Raw genomic sequence first — 15,363 nt, 5'->3', positions numbered from 1 at the left:
AGGCTCGTCAGACGCGGTAGTAACGATTGGCCCGCTGCTCCGCGCGCTTGGCTGCTTCCTCGGGCGTACGCTGTCCCGTGGCAGCCTCGGCCACCATGTCGACCGTGACATAATCCGCCATCGTTGCGGCCGATGCGTAACCCAGCGGACCGGCATAGCCGTTGGGCCGCAACGTCGCGGAGGCGCGTTTGTAGGGCTCGTGCACCGGATCGGAGGTCCAGACCGGATTGTCGATCAGGCCCTTCAAGGGCGGACAGCAATAGGCGCTCGAAGCGGTGATCCAAGCATCCATCTGCGGCTTATCGAGCATATACTGGAGATAGGCACGGGCCGCGTTCGGGAACTTCGTGTATTTGAAGATCACCGCCGAGGTGGTCTGGTGCAGTTCGACGGGCTGACCGACAGGACCGGTTGGCATCACCGTCGAACGAATGTCCTTCGCGATCTCGGCCATCTTTGGATCATTCTTGGCCGAATAGTAGAGAGACACTCCGTTCGCCGTCACCGAGATGTCGCCCGACAGGAAAACCCGGTTGTTGTTGATATCGAGCCAGCTTTCGGTGCCCGGGATGAAGGTTTGATAGAGCTCGCGCGCATATTGCAGAGCCTTGATCGTCTCAGGCGAGTTGATGACAACCTTGCCGCTCTCGTCGACCATCCGGCCGCCATGGCTCCAGATGATCCAGTGCGCAAAGTTGTTGCCATCGCCTACCGCCTTGCCTAGTGCGAAGCCCGCCGGCTTGCTCTTGGCCTTCAGAGCCTTGCACATCTCCAGGAACTCGTCGGACTTCTCGGGGAATTTCGACCAGCCGGCCTGCTGCAGCATGCTCTCGCGATAGAGAATGCCGTTGCCGATGGCCGCCAACGGCAGAGCGATGAATTTGTCGCCCTGCTTGGCATAGGATTCCGGCCCCGGAAAGTAGCCGCCGTACTTGCTGGCGAAGCTGCTCGCGATATCGGTAACATCGAGAAGCTTGTCCGGATACTGGAACGGATCGTCGAACCAGACGAGCATGACGTCAGGGCCCGAACCGACATTGGCCGCGACAGCCGCCTTGGGGCGAATGTCCTCCCAGCTTTCCTTGTCGACGCGCACGTCGACCCCGGTCGCTTCGGTAAATTTCTTCGTATTGGCGAGCCAGGAATCCTCGTCGCCCTTCACGAAAGGCGTCCACCGCAGCACGCGTAAGCTGGCTCCCTGCTCTGGCTTGTATTGCGGGGCTGCGCCCTGCGCGAAGGCCGGCCCGGCATTCAGAAACTGGGCTCCCGCCGCGCCGGCGGCAAGGCCAGCAGTCCCAAGAAGCAGATCACGTCTCGATAAGGTCATCAGTTGCTTCCTCCGTAATCCGGGATCTCTGATGGATGCGTGGCTGCCCCGGTTTAACCACGCATTTGAAGTCGGTTGATCCTTAGCTCTGTCCTCCATTCGACGGGATGGCCGAAAGCCGGATCGAACACGATGAAAATGAGCTCGCTAAACCGTACTTCCGCAGCAATCCGGAACGCATAGGCGCTTCCCTCACCCGCCTTGGCCCTGACTTGGCGCTCGAAACAGAGAGCCCGACCAAGGTGGCAAATTCGCCGACCCGGATCTTAGCGGAGCTCATGAGCATTTTGCTCTGATTTGGCTGGACGATGACGTTTGTGCAGGATGCGTTGTGTCGGGATGAGTTCGTCCAGATCGGTGACAGACGCACCGAGCGTCCAAGTCACGCGCTCGCGTTGAAGCATACGCTTCCTCCCTGCCCCTGACCATTCCTATCGCCAATCTGATGCTGGCTTGCGGTGTTATGTGCCTAAAATATTCTAGGAAGAACTGCTCCATATCAAGCGGTGAAGTCGACAGCTTTCACAGTCAGTCAAGAACCCGGCACATAGGTCAACAAAGCTGACCATTTCGAGAGCATGTCTGTTGATTTCCTCTGCCCCTGCTCCGATTCAAAAGCTGTCTCTTGCTCATTTCGGCGATATCCATCTCCGAAACTGCGGCTCAGATCCTACCGAAGGGGAGCTGAGCATCGATCTCGAGTTCGGCCAGAAGCCACTCGGCAAAAGCTCTTAGAGGGCGACGTTGCCGAACGTAGCGGGGGAAAACCAGATTATGCCCGACATATCGAACCGAGTTGGATTTCTGGTCCAACGGCATCACCAATCGGCCTGATGCGAGTTCCCTTTCTGCCAGGCGCGTGGACTCCAAGGCGACACCGAGGCCTTCCGCGGCCGCCGCAATGGCCAGAAAGCTGCGATCGAACCGGCTCCCGTTTGGAGACGGTCCGGTAAGTCCATTGGCAGTGAACCAATCCGCCCATTGGATCTGCTTGCTGTCGGTCTGGATCAAGACATGATCGAACAGATCTGCCGGCGTGGCGATCGTTGACGCGAGTTCGGGCGCGCAGAGGGGCGTAATCGTCTCCTCACCGAGAGGCACGACGATCAATCCTTCCATACGTGGCGCGCCATAGACGATGTCCGCATCGAACTCGTCCGAACTGAACCGCGTATAATCAGTGCCCGCGGCAAGACGGACATCCATGCCCGGATAACGTTTCAAAAAATCGGCAAGGCGAGGCGTCAGCCATTGCGCTGCGAAGCTCGGCGCCGAGTGCAGGCGCAGCAGCAGAGGTCCGCGGGTAGAGATAACCTCCATGCCGCGCCGCAATTCATCGAAGGCCCGACTGACATGGCGCATCAGTGCCTCGCCCTCGTAGCTCAATCGCACATTGCGCGTGTCACGGTCGAAAAGAGGGATTCCGAGGACCTGCTCAAGCTTCCGGATCGCATGGCTGACCGCGCTCGGCGTGAGGTTGAGTTCCACGGAGGCCGCGCGGAAGGATCCGGTCCGGCCAGCGGCTTCAAAGATCCGGAGAAAGGAGAGCGGCACCTGTTGAAGCATCGGATTAGTGAATCAGATTCAACAGAGGGTGTAAACAGCGCGTTTGTCCAAAGGCTCCAGCCGGAAAATACTTTCTCCAACAAAACCAAGAACGACAACTTCTGCTGGAGGAAACGATGCTTCTCGAAGGCAAGACGGCCGTCATTTCCGGCGCGGCAAGCCCACGCGGAATAGGCCTTGCGACCGCCCGTCTCTTTGCGACCCATGGCGCCAGGATCGCCATTCTCGATCTCGATGAGAGCGGCGCGAGGAATGCCGCTGCCTCCTTAGGGTCCGCTCACATAGGCATCGGCTGCAACGTCACGGATGCCAATGCGTGTCGGCATGCAGCAGAGACCGCCATCGCGGCTTTCGGGCATGTGGACATTCTGCTCAACAACGCCGGCGTCACGCAGCCCGTGAAGACGATGGAGATCGACGAGGCGAGCTGGCACCGCATCCTCGATGTCAACCTCACGGGCGTTCTTTACCTGAGCCAGGCTTTCGTTCCGCATATGCGCTCGCGCCGCAAGGGTTCGATTGCCTGTATGTCTTCCGTTTCGGCGCAGCGGGGCGGCGGAATTTTCGGCGGCCCGCACTACTCCGCCGCCAAGGCTGGCGTTCTCGGTCTTGCAAAGGCCATGGCACGGGAGCTCGGGCCCGATGGCATCCGGGTCAATTGCGTCACGCCCGGTTTAATCCAGACGGACATCACCGGCGGCAAGCTCACCGACGAGATGCGCCAGGACATCCTGAAAGGCATTCCGCTGAACCGTCTCGGCAATGCCGAGGACGTCGCAGGCGCCTACCTGTTCCTCGCCTCGGATCTGTCCGCCTACATCACCGGCGCCGTGATCGATGTGAACGGCGGAATGCTGATCCATTGATCGGCGACATGGGGTGCCAATCCGTTCGCGCCCAAACCTGGAGAGATCGATGACCACGAGCACCAGAAAGGCGATGCCGCAGGCTGCCTTGTCCAACGTATCCCTTGTGGATCGGGCCTATCGCATCCGCCGCAACGCGCTGCGTATGGGCGAAGTGCAGGGTCAGGGCTACATTGCCCAGGCGCTCGGCGTCGCCGACGTTCTGGCCGTGTCCTATTTCCACGCCATGCGCTACCGGACCGAGGATCCGGAATGGGAGGAGCGCGATCGGTTCCTGCTCTCGATCGGCCATTATGCCATCGCTCTTTACGCAGCCTTGATCGAAGCTGGCATCATCCCGGAAGACGAGCTTGAGAGCTACGGAACCGACGACAGCCGTCTGCCCATGTCCGGCATGGCGGCCTATACGCCGGGAATGGAGATCACGGGCGGTTCGCTCGGCCACGGGCTGGCGCTCGCGGTCGGCTTCTGCCTTGGGCTGAAGCGCAAGCAGTCGAAGTCCTTCGTCTATTGCCTGTTCTCCGACGGAGAGCTCGGCGAGGGCTCCATCTGGGAAGGAGCCTGGTCGGCCAGCCATTGGAAGCTCGACAACCTGATCGGCATCGTCGACGTCAATAATCAGCAGGCGGACGGACCGGCCTCGCAGGTCACAGGTTTCGAGCCGCTCGAAGCGCGGTTCGAGTCGTTCGGCTGGCACGTGCAGCGCGTGAACGGCAACGACATCGATGCCCTCGTGGCAGCGTTCGACGCAGCCCGGAACCTCGCCGAACCGAAGCCCCGCATCATCATCTGCGACACCAAGATGGCCAAGGGTGTCTCGTTCCTCGAGGAGCGTGAGCGCAACCACTTCCTGCGGGTGGAACCGCACGAATGGCGACAGGCCATCAAACTGCTTGACGCCGGGAGGACATCATGAGGCGCTCGAAATACACGCGACCGGCCTGGCTCGGGGAGCAGGGCGAAGGGGGACAAGGAACAGCCGACAAGCCGCGTTTGACGACATCCGCGATGATTGCGTCGCTTGCCGGCCCGGACCAGCGCACGAAACCGGCCCCGTTCGGCCACGCGCTTGCTGCTCTGGCCGAGACGCGTCCGGAGATCGTGGGGCTGACGGCGGACCTCGCGAAGTACACGGATCTGCACGTCTTCGCCAAGGCGCATCCCGAATGCTTCTACCAGATGGGCATGGCTGAACAGCTCCTGATCAGCGCGGCTGCCGGGATGGCGCGGGAAGGCTTTATGCCATTCGCAACGACCTACGCGGTCTTTGCGGCGCGCAGGGCCTACGATTTCATCTGCATGGCGATCGCCGAGGAAAACCTCAATGTGAAGATCGTGTGCGCCCTGCCCGGCCTGACGACCGGTTACGGACCGAGCCATCAGGCCACAGAGGATATCGCGATCTTCCGGGGCATGCCGAATATCGCCATCGTCGATCCGTGTGACGCTCACGAGATCGAGCAGGCGGTACCGGCCATTGCAGCCCATAATGGTCCAGTCTACATGCGCCTGCTGCGTGGGAATGTGCCGCTCGTTCTCGATGAGTACGATTACAGGTTCGAATTCGGGAAAGCCAAGACGCTGCGGGACGGTAATGATGTGCTGATCATCTCATCCGGCCTGATGACAATGCGGGCGCTCGAGGCGGCCGAAGCCCTTTCCGACGATCGCATCGATGTCGGTGTGCTGCATGTGCCGACCATCAAGCCGCTCGACGAGGCGACGATTCTCAAAGAGGCGTCTCGTACCGGCCGCATGGTGGTCGTTGCGGAAAATCACACCATCGTCGGTGGCCTGGGAGAGGCTGTCGCCGGACTCCTGATGCGCTCCGGCGTCATACCGCCGGCGTTCCGCCAGATCGCCCTGCCCGACGAATTCCTGGATGCCGGCGCCCTGCCGACACTTCACGACCGCTACGGCCTTTCTACGAGCGCCGTCATCCGCAGCATCAAGGGCTGGCTTTAGAACAACGATCCTCGGAGCGGCCAGCCGCTCTGAGGTTCAGGCGCATCCGAGGAGGCGCTGTCCAATATCATAACGATCAAAAAGCCCGGCCAACGGGCAGGATCCAGAAGGAGAACGCACATGAGGAACTCGATTTCACGCCGTACCCTGATTGCCGGTGCCTTCGCGGCGCCGGCCATTCTCACGTTCACACGCGGCGCAACGGCAGCAACCAATCTGACCCTTGGCCACAACGCAGCCCCCGGTAACCCGCGGAGCATCGCTACGGAGAAGTTCGGCGAGTTGGTGAAGGAAAGATCTGGCGGGCGTATCAGCGTTCGCGTGGCCGGATCCGAGCAGCTCGGCAACGAGCAGTCCCTGCTGACCAGTTTGCGAACTGGCGCCGTCGACATGACCGTCAACAGCCAGGGCTCGACTTCGGCTCTTGTGCCGGAGATCGCGGCTCTCGGCCTGCCTTTCCTCTTCGAAGACAGCGCCGCCGCTTTCAAGGTTCTGGAAGGCCCGATCGGCGAAGAACTGGCGCAGCGCTTCTCCAAGGTCCAGATGGTGCCCCTCGGCTGGTGGGACAACGGCATCCGCCACATCACCAACAGCAAGCGGCCGGTCGTCAAGCCGGCGGACCTGAAGGGCTTGAAGATCCGCACCCCGCCGGATCCCATGACGATCGATATCTTCCAAGCCCTTGGTGCGGGAACCGAGCAGATCAGCTTCGGCGAGCTCTATGTCGCCCTGCAACAGGGTGTCGTCGACGGCCAGGAGAACCCGCTGACCAATATTGCAAGCTCGAAGCTCTACGAGGTGAACAAGTTCATCAGCTTGTCCGGCCATAAGTGGGAGAGCTCTCCGTTCCTGATGTCGCAAATCACCTGGACCCGGCTGCCTGCCGCCGACAGAGATATCATCAAGGCTGCTGCCAAGGAGGCCGGCGACCTGCAGCGCAAGCTGTTTGCCGAGAATGAGGCCAAGTACAACAGCGAGTTCCGGGCCAATCCGAAGCTTGCCGTCAACGAGGTCGACAGGCCAGCCTTCCGGGAAGCTTCCGCCAAGGTGGTCGAGACCTGGCGCGCCAAGCCCTTCGGCGACTTCGTCGACCGGCTCGCGAAAACCGCCCGGAGTTAAGGTCATGACGCGCGTCGCGCCGCTTCCCGACCACGAGCAAGAGTTGGCCACGGGGGGCGGCGCGCTCGCCGTGGCCAATGTTATCGACCGTGCGGTTGGTCTCATGTGCCGAGCGGTCATTTTGGTGACCGGGATCGCGCTGCTTGCGATCCTCACAGCGAACGTCGTCGCCCGCTATGTTCTGGAGAGCGGTGGCTTTCGTTTTGCCCAGGAACTCCCCGAGCGCCTCTTTCCCTGGTTCATCATGGCAGGCGTGGCGCTCGCCGTTCAGAAGGGCGGCCATATGGCGGTGGAATCCGTTCTCTCCCGTCTGAGCCGGAACGGAGCCCGCGTCATGCTCCTCTTCGGCCACGCGATCATCATCGCTTCATACGCTGTTCTCGGCTGGGAGGCGATTGGGGTCGCCGATATCGTGTCGATCGAGACGAGCCCCGTGCTCGGCCTGTCCAGCAGCTACAGCTATTATGCGCTCGCACTCGGCTGTGCGGCTGTCATTCTCACGACCTTCGCGCTTGCGCTCCGGGTTGCCATGCTCGGCCCGGAGGCTATGCCGACCCCAGATCCAGAGGAGACGGGCATATGAGCATCGTTCTCGTCATTGTCTTCACGATCCTGATGCTGCTGGCGATCCCGGTTGGGCACGCCCTGGTCATCGCGGCCGGCGCGACGCTGGCTTGGCAGGGAGAGCTTCCGCTGATGATCGTCGCTCAGCAGATGTATCAGCAGACGCAGTCCTTCCCGATGCTTGCCCTGCCGTTCTTCATGATGGCCGGCAGCCTGATGCTCGGCGGCAAGCTGGGACAGGAACTCCTGTCCTTCGCCACCAAGGCGATGCAGCGCTGGCGCGGAGGACCGCTCTCGACCACCGTTGTGGCCTCGGTCGTCTTCGGCGGCGTGTCCGGGAGTGCGGTTGCCAACGCCAGCGCCCTTGGCTCGGTTCTTATCCCCTGGCAGAAGCGGCAGGGCTATCCGGCCGGGCTCTGCGCCGCCAACAACGCGACATCCGCGGTGATTGATATCCTCATTCCACCTTCAATCCCGCTGATCCTTTACTCCCTCGTGAGCGGCACCAGCATCGCCGATCTGTTCACGGCGGGAATCCTCCCGGGCATTCTTATGGCAGGCGGGTTCATCCTGACCTGCAGCTGGATTGCGAGGCGGCGCGGCATCCACTCAGAAGATCCGACCGTCGGGAGAATGGAGCTTCTCAGGCTTGCCGTTCTGAGCGCCCCTGCCCTTCTTATGCCCATTCTGATCCTGCTCGGATTGCGTTTCGGCATTGCCACGCCAACCGAGATCTCGGTGTTGGCTGTTGTCTATGCGCTTGCTCTGAGCGCTCTCTTCTATCGCGATCTGACATGGCAGCGCTTCCATCACAGCCTCATCGAGTCCGGTATTGCAACCGGTGTCGTCATGCTCGTCATCATGGGCAGCGCCATCGTCGGTTGGATCTTGACCTTCGACCAGGTGCCGACCCGCTTCGCCGATTGGGTATCGGCCACGATCAGCAATCCTCTGCTGGTAATCCTGGCCATGAATATCCTGCTCCTCATCGTCGGCATGCCGCTCGATCTTCCACCTGCCATCCTGCTCCTCGGGCCGATCTTTGTTCCACTGGCGGCAACGATCGGGCTGGATCCGGTGCAGCTCGGCCTCATTATGGTGCTGAATCTCGGCATCGGACTTTACACGCCACCGATCGGGACCACGCTGTTCATCTCCTCTTCTATCGCACGATCGTCTCTGGCCGATACCACCCGCGAGCTCTGGCCCTTCTTCGGCGTCGCCATGCTGGTCCTTCTTGCCGTGAGCTACATTCCCGCGCTCACGATTTACTAAGCTAAGGGGTGTCCTAAATAGGACACTCCAATCCCTTCGGCTATCAAGCCGATGAAGGGGTCACCATCGATGAGGGAACGAACGACATGACCCGCGTTGCTTTTGTCGGCCTTGGCGCCATGGGGGTGCCGATGTCATCGAATCTTGTCAAGAAAGGATTCACCGTCACGGGGTTCGACCTGAGTGCCAATGCACTCAACGCGCTCGAGAATGCTGGAGGAAGGCGCGCGGGAACTGCCGAGGAGGCGGCTACCGGGGCAGATGTCCTGATTTTGATGGTGGTGAACGCGGCCCAGGCCGAAGCCGTGCTCTTCGAAGGCGGGGCTTTGGAGGCCCTGCAACCCGATGGCGTAATCGCATTGATGGCGACCTGTCCTCCTGCAGCCGTGGAAGCAATCGAGGAGCGGGTGCGCAAGGCCGGACGACGGCTGATCGACGCCCCCGTATCGGGAGGCGTCGCAGGAGCCACGGCCGCGACGCTGACCATCATGGCCGCTGGGTCTCGCGACACATTCGGTGTCGTAAAGCCCATCTTCGACGCACTGGGCGACAAGGTTTTTCATGTCGGTGAACGTCCTGGCCAAGGCGCCATGGTGAAGACCGTCAATCAACTCCTCTGCGGTGTACACATCGCCGTTGTCGCGGAGGCCTTTGCCCTGGCCTCAAAGGTGGGAGTCGACCTCAAGATCCTGCTGGAGATCATGAGCGGTTCCGCTGCCTCGAGCTGGATGCTCAAGGACCGGGGACCGCGGATGCTGCAATCAGACCCTGAGGTCACCAGCGCGGTCGACATCTTCGTCAAGGATCTCGGCATTGTGCTTGATGCCGGCCGGGCCACGAAGGCGGCGCTTCCCCTGGCCGCGGCGGCCCATCAGATGTTCCTCGCAGCCTCCGGGCGCGGTGACGGCAACGCGGACGACAGCCAGGTGATCCGCACCTACTTCGCCTTGGACGGAGTTAAGTGACACCGTCACTAATCTCACTCTGTTAGAGCGAACTCTCTTTCTGCAGGTTGGGGAGCGCATTCGCGACGCTTCATGGCTCCGGGAACCAGGGCCAGAGGAAGGGCGGAGCCACTTGGCGGGCATGCCTCAGGTAACCGTCTCTAGCAGGCTGAAGCGAACCGGAAGAAGGTCCTCGGTTCGTGTCTGGCCGTCTTCGTCCTTGTCGATGATCGTGAGTCGCTGCATCTCTTCCGGGCCCAGGGGCATTACCAAGCGCCCGCCTGGTTTGAGTTGGGCAAGTAGTCCATCAGGCGCTCTCTCAGCCGCAGCCGTCACCAAGATCTTGTCGAAGGGGGCATGCTCGCGCCAGCCGCGGGATCCGTCTCCCACGTGGATCTCGACCGTAGCATAGCCGAGTTGGTGCAGGAGATCCCGCGCGAGGCTGGCAAACTCTTCGACAATCTCGATGGTCCAGACCTGACCTGCAAGTTCTGCCAGGATCGCCGTTTGGTATCCTAGCCCGGTTCCGACCTCGAGCACCGTGTCGTTTGGTTGTGGGGACAGTAGATCGGTCATGAGCGCCACAATGAATGGCTGCGAAATCGTCTTGTCGAAGCCGATGGGCAGAGGCGTGTCCTGGTAGGCAAAAGGCGCAAGAGCGGGCGGGACAAAGAGATGCCGTGGCACTTTCCGCATCGCGGCCATCACACGCTCATCCAACACAGCTTTGCCGATCCCATCGCTCGCTAAGTCGGTGTGAATGGCGATCATCTCGACCATATGCCGCCGCAGGATCGCTAAGTGGTTCTCGTTCATCGCCTTCATAATGCTCGACCTCCGCTAGACCCGCGTGCCGCCGGGAACACGGGCGACCATGTGGAAGCCGTCCACCGTGGCCATTCCCGTCAACAAGTTCCCACGCGGGAATCGTGATCCTCCGATGCCTCACCTGTCAACAAGCGGCGGTCGGCGGCATGACGTCAGGACGAACGTGTCGGGTCTGTGAGCGGGTCGGCAATCTCATGGGCCTGATATCCAGGACTGAGTGCCAGCCAGCCTGTCTGGCGCTCGATCATACGTCGGACTGAGGGCCTGTTAGGCCCCTGATGCAGGGCGCGGAGGCGCTCACCGACAGCGGCGTCGGCCTGGGTTATGCGCTGGTTATGCCGCACGTATTCCAGCCATGTCGGGCTGTGATAGCGCTCGATCCAGATTTCGGGGTTTTCCAGGTCTCGTAACAGCGTCCAATGGCGCGCCCCGTCCCGTCGCCGGATTCGCCGTCTCTCCGCCATGACGGCGTGGAACGTCGCCACATCCGCCTCGCGGATCACGTACTCGATGGTGATCACGATCGGGCCGCTGCGCGAGCGGATGTCGATGACGACATTGGGCTCTGTCCAACGGTTGAGCGGATCGAGGTTCAGCGTTTTCAGCTCAGGCAGCGTAAACCGCAGCCCAAGCGCTGCACCGACCATCAGCACCCCTGCCGCAATGAGGAGAGCGTTCGCCGTCCCGAAGCGCTCGGCCGCCACACCCCAGATCCAACTGCCGAAGGCCATCCCGCCGAAGGTCGCCATCTGGTAGAGCGCAAGGGCCCGTCCGACGACCCAGCGTGGCGAGGATAGCTGCACGGTTGCATTGAAACTGGAGAGCGCAAGCACCCAGCTAGCCCCGCCCAACGCCATCGCGGCCATGCTCAGAAGCGCAAGGGGGCTCAATCCCGCCGCAGCCGCACAGATGGCGTAACCAACGAAAGCGATGCGAACGAGAGCTTCGAGCGACAAGGCCCGTCTAAGGCGGGCACTGATAAGCGCACCGCCGACAGCGCCGGCGCCGAAAGCGCCGAGCAGAAGACCGTAGGTGAGCGGACCTCCATGGATCAGGTCGCGGGCGATCAGCGGCATCAGGGCCTGGACTGCGATAGCGGCGAGTCCGAAGACCGCTCCCCGCAACAGCACCACGCCGAGATTGGGGGACATGGCGACGTACCGGATCCCGGCTGCCATGGCGCTGCCAAGGGTTTCCGGCGGCAAAGTCCTGGGCACGCTGGCAGGCTGCCACCGTGCCAGAACGGTAATCAACCCGAGATAGCTCAGTGCATTGACCGCAAAGGCGGCGAAGGCGCCCGCTGCCGCGACGATGATTCCCCCGAGGGCCGGTCCGACACTGCGTGCGATGTTGAAACCCATGCTGTTCAGAGCTATCGCCGCGGGCAGGCTGGAGCGGGGCACCATCTCGCCCACCAGCGACTGCCAGGCAGGCCCGTTGAATGCCGTGCCGCAGCCGACCAGGAAGGTGAAGGTGAGCAGGAGCCAGGGTGTCATCAAGCCGAAGTAAGTGGACAGCGTCAGGGCCACCGACACGGCCAACAGGAAGATCTGCGAGGCAAGCATCAGCTTGCGCCGGTCGAAGTTGTCTGCGATGGCACCCGCCATGAGCGAGAACAACATAATTGGAAGAGTCGTGGAGGCTTGCACCAGAGCTATCAGATCAGCCGATGCACCGATGGACGTCATCAGCCATGCCGCACCAACCGATTGGATCAGCCCTCCGAAATTGGAGGCGAGGCTTGCAAGCCAGACAGCCAGGAAGATCCGATGCCGGAAGGGAGACAGAGAGGATTCCGACCTGTCCGATGTTTCAGTATCCTTTGTCGGCATGGAAAACTCGCTTCGGGCAAAGAGAAGAATCGGCCGCGACAGAACCCAGCGGTGTCATGCCGGCGGCTAAACCTCGTCTTTTATCTTGGCAGCTGCAACTACGGCTTCGAACGGTTGAGGTTTGTGGATCGCATAGCCCTGAGCAAATGTGATCCCCATCGTACAGACCATATTGAAGGTCGCCTGATCCTCGACGAACTCAGCCACTGTCTGGGCACCGAGTTCGCGAGCGACCTGATGAATCGATTTGACGATATGATGATCGACGGAGCTGGCGATCATGTTGCGGACAAAGCTCCCATCGATCTTAACGATGTCGACCGGGAACTCTCGCAGGTACCTGAATGAACTCAGACCCGCGCCGAAGTCATCGAGAGCAATCTGGCACCCTATCTCCCGAAGCTTGCCAACGGTCGATATGGCCAGGGCCATGTTGCTGATCAAGGCGGTCTCCGTGATCTCGAAGACCAGGATCTCCGGTGGGACACCACTGTCTTCAATAACCTCAAGGGCGTAGGTCAAGAAAGAGGGATCCCCCAGCGAGGCCGCCGACAGATTGACATGAATGCAAATTTCCCGATCCGATGTCAGGGCTTTTCCAACCAGGCTCAGAGTTTTCCGCACCACCCAGCGGTCGATCGCCCCGATGAGATCATATCGTTCCGCAGCTGGGATGAAGACAGATGGAGGAATGATGATCCCGTCCTTGTCGGCCATCCGGACCACGATCTCATACCGCTCGAGGGACGTATCTGCACAGGCCACGATCCGTTGAGCGAAGAGGCGTAACCGATCCTCCTCTATGGCCTCCTTGATCCCCGCGGCGACCGCGATCTCACGATGGCGATCAACAGCATCACTCTGCTCCGGCCGATAGAGGCTGACCCGGTTCCGTCCTGCCATTTTAGCCGTCAGGCAAGCAATGTCGGCCTGAGCCAGCAGAGCACTCGTCGAGCGAGAGGCGGGCGAAATCTCGGTTACCCCGATGCTTGCCCCAACTTTATAGCTGCGATCATCCCATGGAAATTGGATGGCGCTGGCAGCCGTGTTGAGCCTCTCAAGGATCTCGGTTGCATCGTCGAGCGGGCATCCGAGAAGAATGATGCCGAACTCGTCTCCACCGAGGCGACCGATAATGTCACCCTTACGAAGGTAGGTCGGCAAGGCTCCTGCCACTCCCTGCAACAGCGCATCGCCGGCAACGTGGCCTGCCGTGTCGTTGATGATCTTCAGGCGATCGAGATCGAGGAAGGCGAGAGCATGCCTGATCCCCGTCCGACGACTCTCCACGACGGCCTCTTCAAGCTCTTGCTCGAAGGCTGCCCGATTCAGAAGCCCTGTCAGTTCGTCATGGGTTGCACTATATCTGAGCTTCTCCTCAGCTTCTCGTCGTGCGGTGATATCCTGAAACTGCACAATCAGATAAGCCGGTCGCCCGGCCTCATCACGTACCAGCGAAGATGAGCGCAGAACCCACACCTCCGTGCGATCTTTGCGGAGATAACGACGTTCGCTCTCGGCGAAGTCAATCTCTCCTCTCAGGAGAGGACCATCGTCCGGAGGTGCATCATCTGGGTGGAGCACGACGGCCACTGTCTTCGACAACATTTCATCCGCCGCGAAACCGAAGAGACGGCAAAGGGCCGGATTGACCTTGAACACGGTCCCGTCGAGATTCAGAAGAGCCGTTCCGATGCCAGCCCCCCTCATCGCTCCGCGAAAGAGCGCTTCGTTATGCAAGGATTCCTGATGGGCTAGCTGCCTGCGTCGGAACTCCCGCCGCAGGTTGAAGGCTAAGGCGATCATGGCCCCAGTCAGGGCCACGACGATAATGCCAATCGTGAAGGCGCGGCGCCACCAGGCGGCATAGACGTCTCGAAGGGTGCGCCCCACGCTGATCGTTAACGGGAAATCCCCGATCTGGGCAAATGTATAGAGACGCGGAATGCCGTCGAGTGGTGAAGCGTGGGATTCGAACGACCCTGACCGTTCCATAGAAAATTGACGGTAAATATCCGTCGTGCTGATATCCGTACCGAGTTGCCTTTCATTGAAAGGCTCCCGCGCAAGCAGTTTTCCATCCCGGCGTATGAGGGCCATGGAGCCATTTGGTCCGAGATCCATCCTGCGAAACAGATCGGTGAAGTAGTCGAGGCTCAGAGCCACGTAGACGATCCCGGCAAAGCTACCATCCAAGTGGGATAGCTGCCGGCTAAAGACGATGGCCCACCCAAGACCCACCGGACTCTTGATGGGGAGCGAAACGTAGAGTCCCGTATCTGGATGATCACGGTGGGCCATAAAGTATTGGTTTGTTGCCACGTTGATGACATTCAGATCAGTGAGACGGGAGTGATATGTTAGTTTTCCGGTTTGATCCGCTACTGCGATCGCGGCAAAGTATCGTGCCGTGGCAACCTGATCGAACAGCAGCTGCCGTTGAAGATCAGACCCCTGTCGAGCAAAGTCAGGCTGCTTGATCCGATCAATAATCTTCTGGATCGTCAGATCGATGATCTCGATGTTACGGGAGATGTCCCTTCCGACAGCCGCAACAATATTTCCTGATGACCCCTTTGCCTGAATAAGGGCATTTTGCCGTTCATCGAAAATGAGAGCGACACAAAACAGATTGAAGAACGCAGCCAGAACCAGAACGTTCAAAACGGGATTGCGGGCGAGCGCGCTCCTGTACCAGGAAAATAATTTCACAGCATACTTCCTGGAGAATAGCATCGGGTAGGCGTTAGACGGCACATGGATCTGCAACTATTGTCGGCACTGGCATAAAGTAGGCCAGAAATGGATACCGAAACCTATAATCGCTCTCCTGTTACCCAAAAGTCTAACGCACAAATCAGCGCCGATAGGAAGCTGCCGAGGCCCACCGACTGAGCCTAGTTGGGATGAAGGACCTAAGTCGCGTCAGCTCGCGAAGTAGAATCGCCTAAATCAAGGTCCGCTCACACCTCACACCGCCAATGCGATAGCGGGTCTGGGAAGACCTAACTGACCGCTCACGACGGGGCAGCATGGCCATCGATTACTGATTTGGGGGCTCAGATCAGGCTCGTGGG

Annotated in this window: 12 protein-coding genes; 7 read left to right on the top strand and 5 right to left on the bottom strand. The window is 60.4% G+C overall.

Going from position 1 to position 15,363, the window contains the following annotated elements:
• Nucleotides 1-7 precede the first annotated feature (7 nt).
• Nucleotides 8-1,327, bottom strand: coding sequence for an ABC transporter substrate-binding protein (locus JO965_RS05235; protein WP_203442650.1), 1,320 nt, complete (start codon nt 1,325-1,327; stop codon nt 8-10).
• Nucleotides 1,328-1,990: 663 nt separating this feature from the next.
• Nucleotides 1,991-2,893 carry a LysR substrate-binding domain-containing protein gene (locus JO965_RS05230; protein WP_203442649.1) on the bottom strand — a complete coding sequence of 301 codons (903 nt, stop codon included), beginning with the start codon at nt 2,891-2,893 and terminating at the stop codon, nt 1,991-1,993.
• Nucleotides 2,894-3,009: 116 nt separating this feature from the next.
• Between JO965_RS05230 and JO965_RS05225 the strand changes: the two genes are divergently transcribed.
• The 7 genes from JO965_RS05225 to JO965_RS05195 all read left to right on the top strand — a co-directional run bounded on the left by JO965_RS05225 (nt 3,010) and on the right by JO965_RS05195 (nt 9,647).
• Nucleotides 3,010-3,759: an SDR family NAD(P)-dependent oxidoreductase gene (locus tag JO965_RS05225; protein ID WP_203442648.1), complete on the top strand. Its 750-nt coding sequence runs from the start codon at nt 3,010-3,012 to the stop codon at nt 3,757-3,759.
• Between the two features lie 49 nt (nt 3,760-3,808).
• Nucleotides 3,809-4,675: a transketolase gene (locus tag JO965_RS05220; protein WP_246776752.1), complete on the top strand. Its 867-nt coding sequence runs from the start codon at nt 3,809-3,811 to the stop codon at nt 4,673-4,675.
• Nucleotides 4,672-5,724 (top strand): transketolase family protein, encoded by a 1,053-nt coding sequence (locus tag JO965_RS05215; protein WP_203442647.1) that lies wholly within the window; start codon nt 4,672-4,674, stop codon nt 5,722-5,724. The genes JO965_RS05220 and JO965_RS05215 overlap by 4 nt, the downstream gene beginning before the upstream one ends.
• A gap of 120 nt (nt 5,725-5,844) precedes the next feature.
• Nucleotides 5,845-6,843, top strand: coding sequence for a TRAP transporter substrate-binding protein (locus JO965_RS05210; RefSeq protein ID WP_203442646.1), 999 nt, complete (start codon nt 5,845-5,847; stop codon nt 6,841-6,843).
• Between the two features lie 4 nt (nt 6,844-6,847).
• A complete protein-coding gene (locus tag JO965_RS05205) occupies nt 6,848-7,426 on the top strand; it encodes a TRAP transporter small permease (protein WP_203442645.1) in 579 nt (192 codons plus the stop codon).
• A complete protein-coding gene (locus JO965_RS05200) occupies nt 7,423-8,682 on the top strand; it encodes a TRAP transporter large permease (RefSeq protein WP_203442644.1) in 1,260 nt (419 codons plus the stop codon). The genes JO965_RS05205 and JO965_RS05200 overlap by 4 nt, the downstream gene beginning before the upstream one ends.
• Before the next feature lie 86 nt (nt 8,683-8,768).
• Entirely contained in the window at nt 8,769-9,647 is an 879-nt protein-coding gene (locus tag JO965_RS05195; RefSeq protein WP_203442643.1) for an NAD(P)-dependent oxidoreductase, read from the top strand.
• A 126-nt stretch (nt 9,648-9,773) separates the two neighbouring features.
• On the opposite strand, the gene JO965_RS05190 is transcribed toward JO965_RS05195, so the two are convergent.
• The 3 genes from JO965_RS05190 to JO965_RS05180 form a co-directional block, all read right to left on the bottom strand.
• Entirely contained in the window at nt 9,774-10,451 is a 678-nt protein-coding gene (locus tag JO965_RS05190) for a protein-L-isoaspartate(D-aspartate) O-methyltransferase (protein ID WP_203442642.1), read from the bottom strand.
• A 155-nt stretch (nt 10,452-10,606) separates the two neighbouring features.
• On the bottom strand, nt 10,607-12,286 hold the full coding sequence (locus JO965_RS05185; protein ID WP_203442641.1) for an MFS transporter: 1,680 nt from the start codon (nt 12,284-12,286) through the stop codon (nt 10,607-10,609).
• 66 nt (nt 12,287-12,352) lie between these two features.
• The gene (locus tag JO965_RS05180; protein WP_203442640.1) at nt 12,353-14,998 is read right to left on the bottom strand and encodes an EAL domain-containing protein; all 2,646 of its coding nucleotides are present in this window, start codon (nt 14,996-14,998) and stop codon (nt 12,353-12,355) included.
• Nucleotides 14,999-15,363 lie beyond the last annotated feature (365 nt).

It is taken from the genome of Microvirga sp. VF16 (assembly GCF_016864375.1).
In the GTDB taxonomy this organism is placed as follows: Bacteria; Pseudomonadota; Alphaproteobacteria; order Rhizobiales; family Beijerinckiaceae; genus Microvirga.
Note: the sequence above shows the minus strand (reverse complement) of the source record. Positions and strands in the feature narration are given on the sequence as shown.

Coding starts and splice junctions, on each gene's coding strand:
- JO965_RS05235 (WP_203442650.1), bottom strand. CDS start 1,327: ATGACCTTATCGAGACGTGATCTGCTTCTTGGGACTGCTGGCCTTGCC.
- JO965_RS05230 (WP_203442649.1), bottom strand. CDS start 2,893: ATGCTTCAACAGGTGCCGCTCTCCTTTCTCCGGATCTTTGAAGCCGCT.
- JO965_RS05225 (WP_203442648.1), top strand. CDS start 3,010: ATGCTTCTCGAAGGCAAGACGGCCGTCATTTCCGGCGCGGCAAGCCCA.
- JO965_RS05220 (WP_246776752.1), top strand. CDS start 3,809: ATGACCACGAGCACCAGAAAGGCGATGCCGCAGGCTGCCTTGTCCAAC.
- JO965_RS05215 (WP_203442647.1), top strand. CDS start 4,672: ATGAGGCGCTCGAAATACACGCGACCGGCCTGGCTCGGGGAGCAGGGC.
- JO965_RS05210 (WP_203442646.1), top strand. CDS start 5,845: ATGAGGAACTCGATTTCACGCCGTACCCTGATTGCCGGTGCCTTCGCG.
- JO965_RS05205 (WP_203442645.1), top strand. CDS start 6,848: ATGACGCGCGTCGCGCCGCTTCCCGACCACGAGCAAGAGTTGGCCACG.
- JO965_RS05200 (WP_203442644.1), top strand. CDS start 7,423: ATGAGCATCGTTCTCGTCATTGTCTTCACGATCCTGATGCTGCTGGCG.
- JO965_RS05195 (WP_203442643.1), top strand. CDS start 8,769: ATGACCCGCGTTGCTTTTGTCGGCCTTGGCGCCATGGGGGTGCCGATG.
- JO965_RS05190 (WP_203442642.1), bottom strand. CDS start 10,451: ATGAAGGCGATGAACGAGAACCACTTAGCGATCCTGCGGCGGCATATG.
- JO965_RS05185 (WP_203442641.1), bottom strand. CDS start 12,286: ATGCCGACAAAGGATACTGAAACATCGGACAGGTCGGAATCCTCTCTG.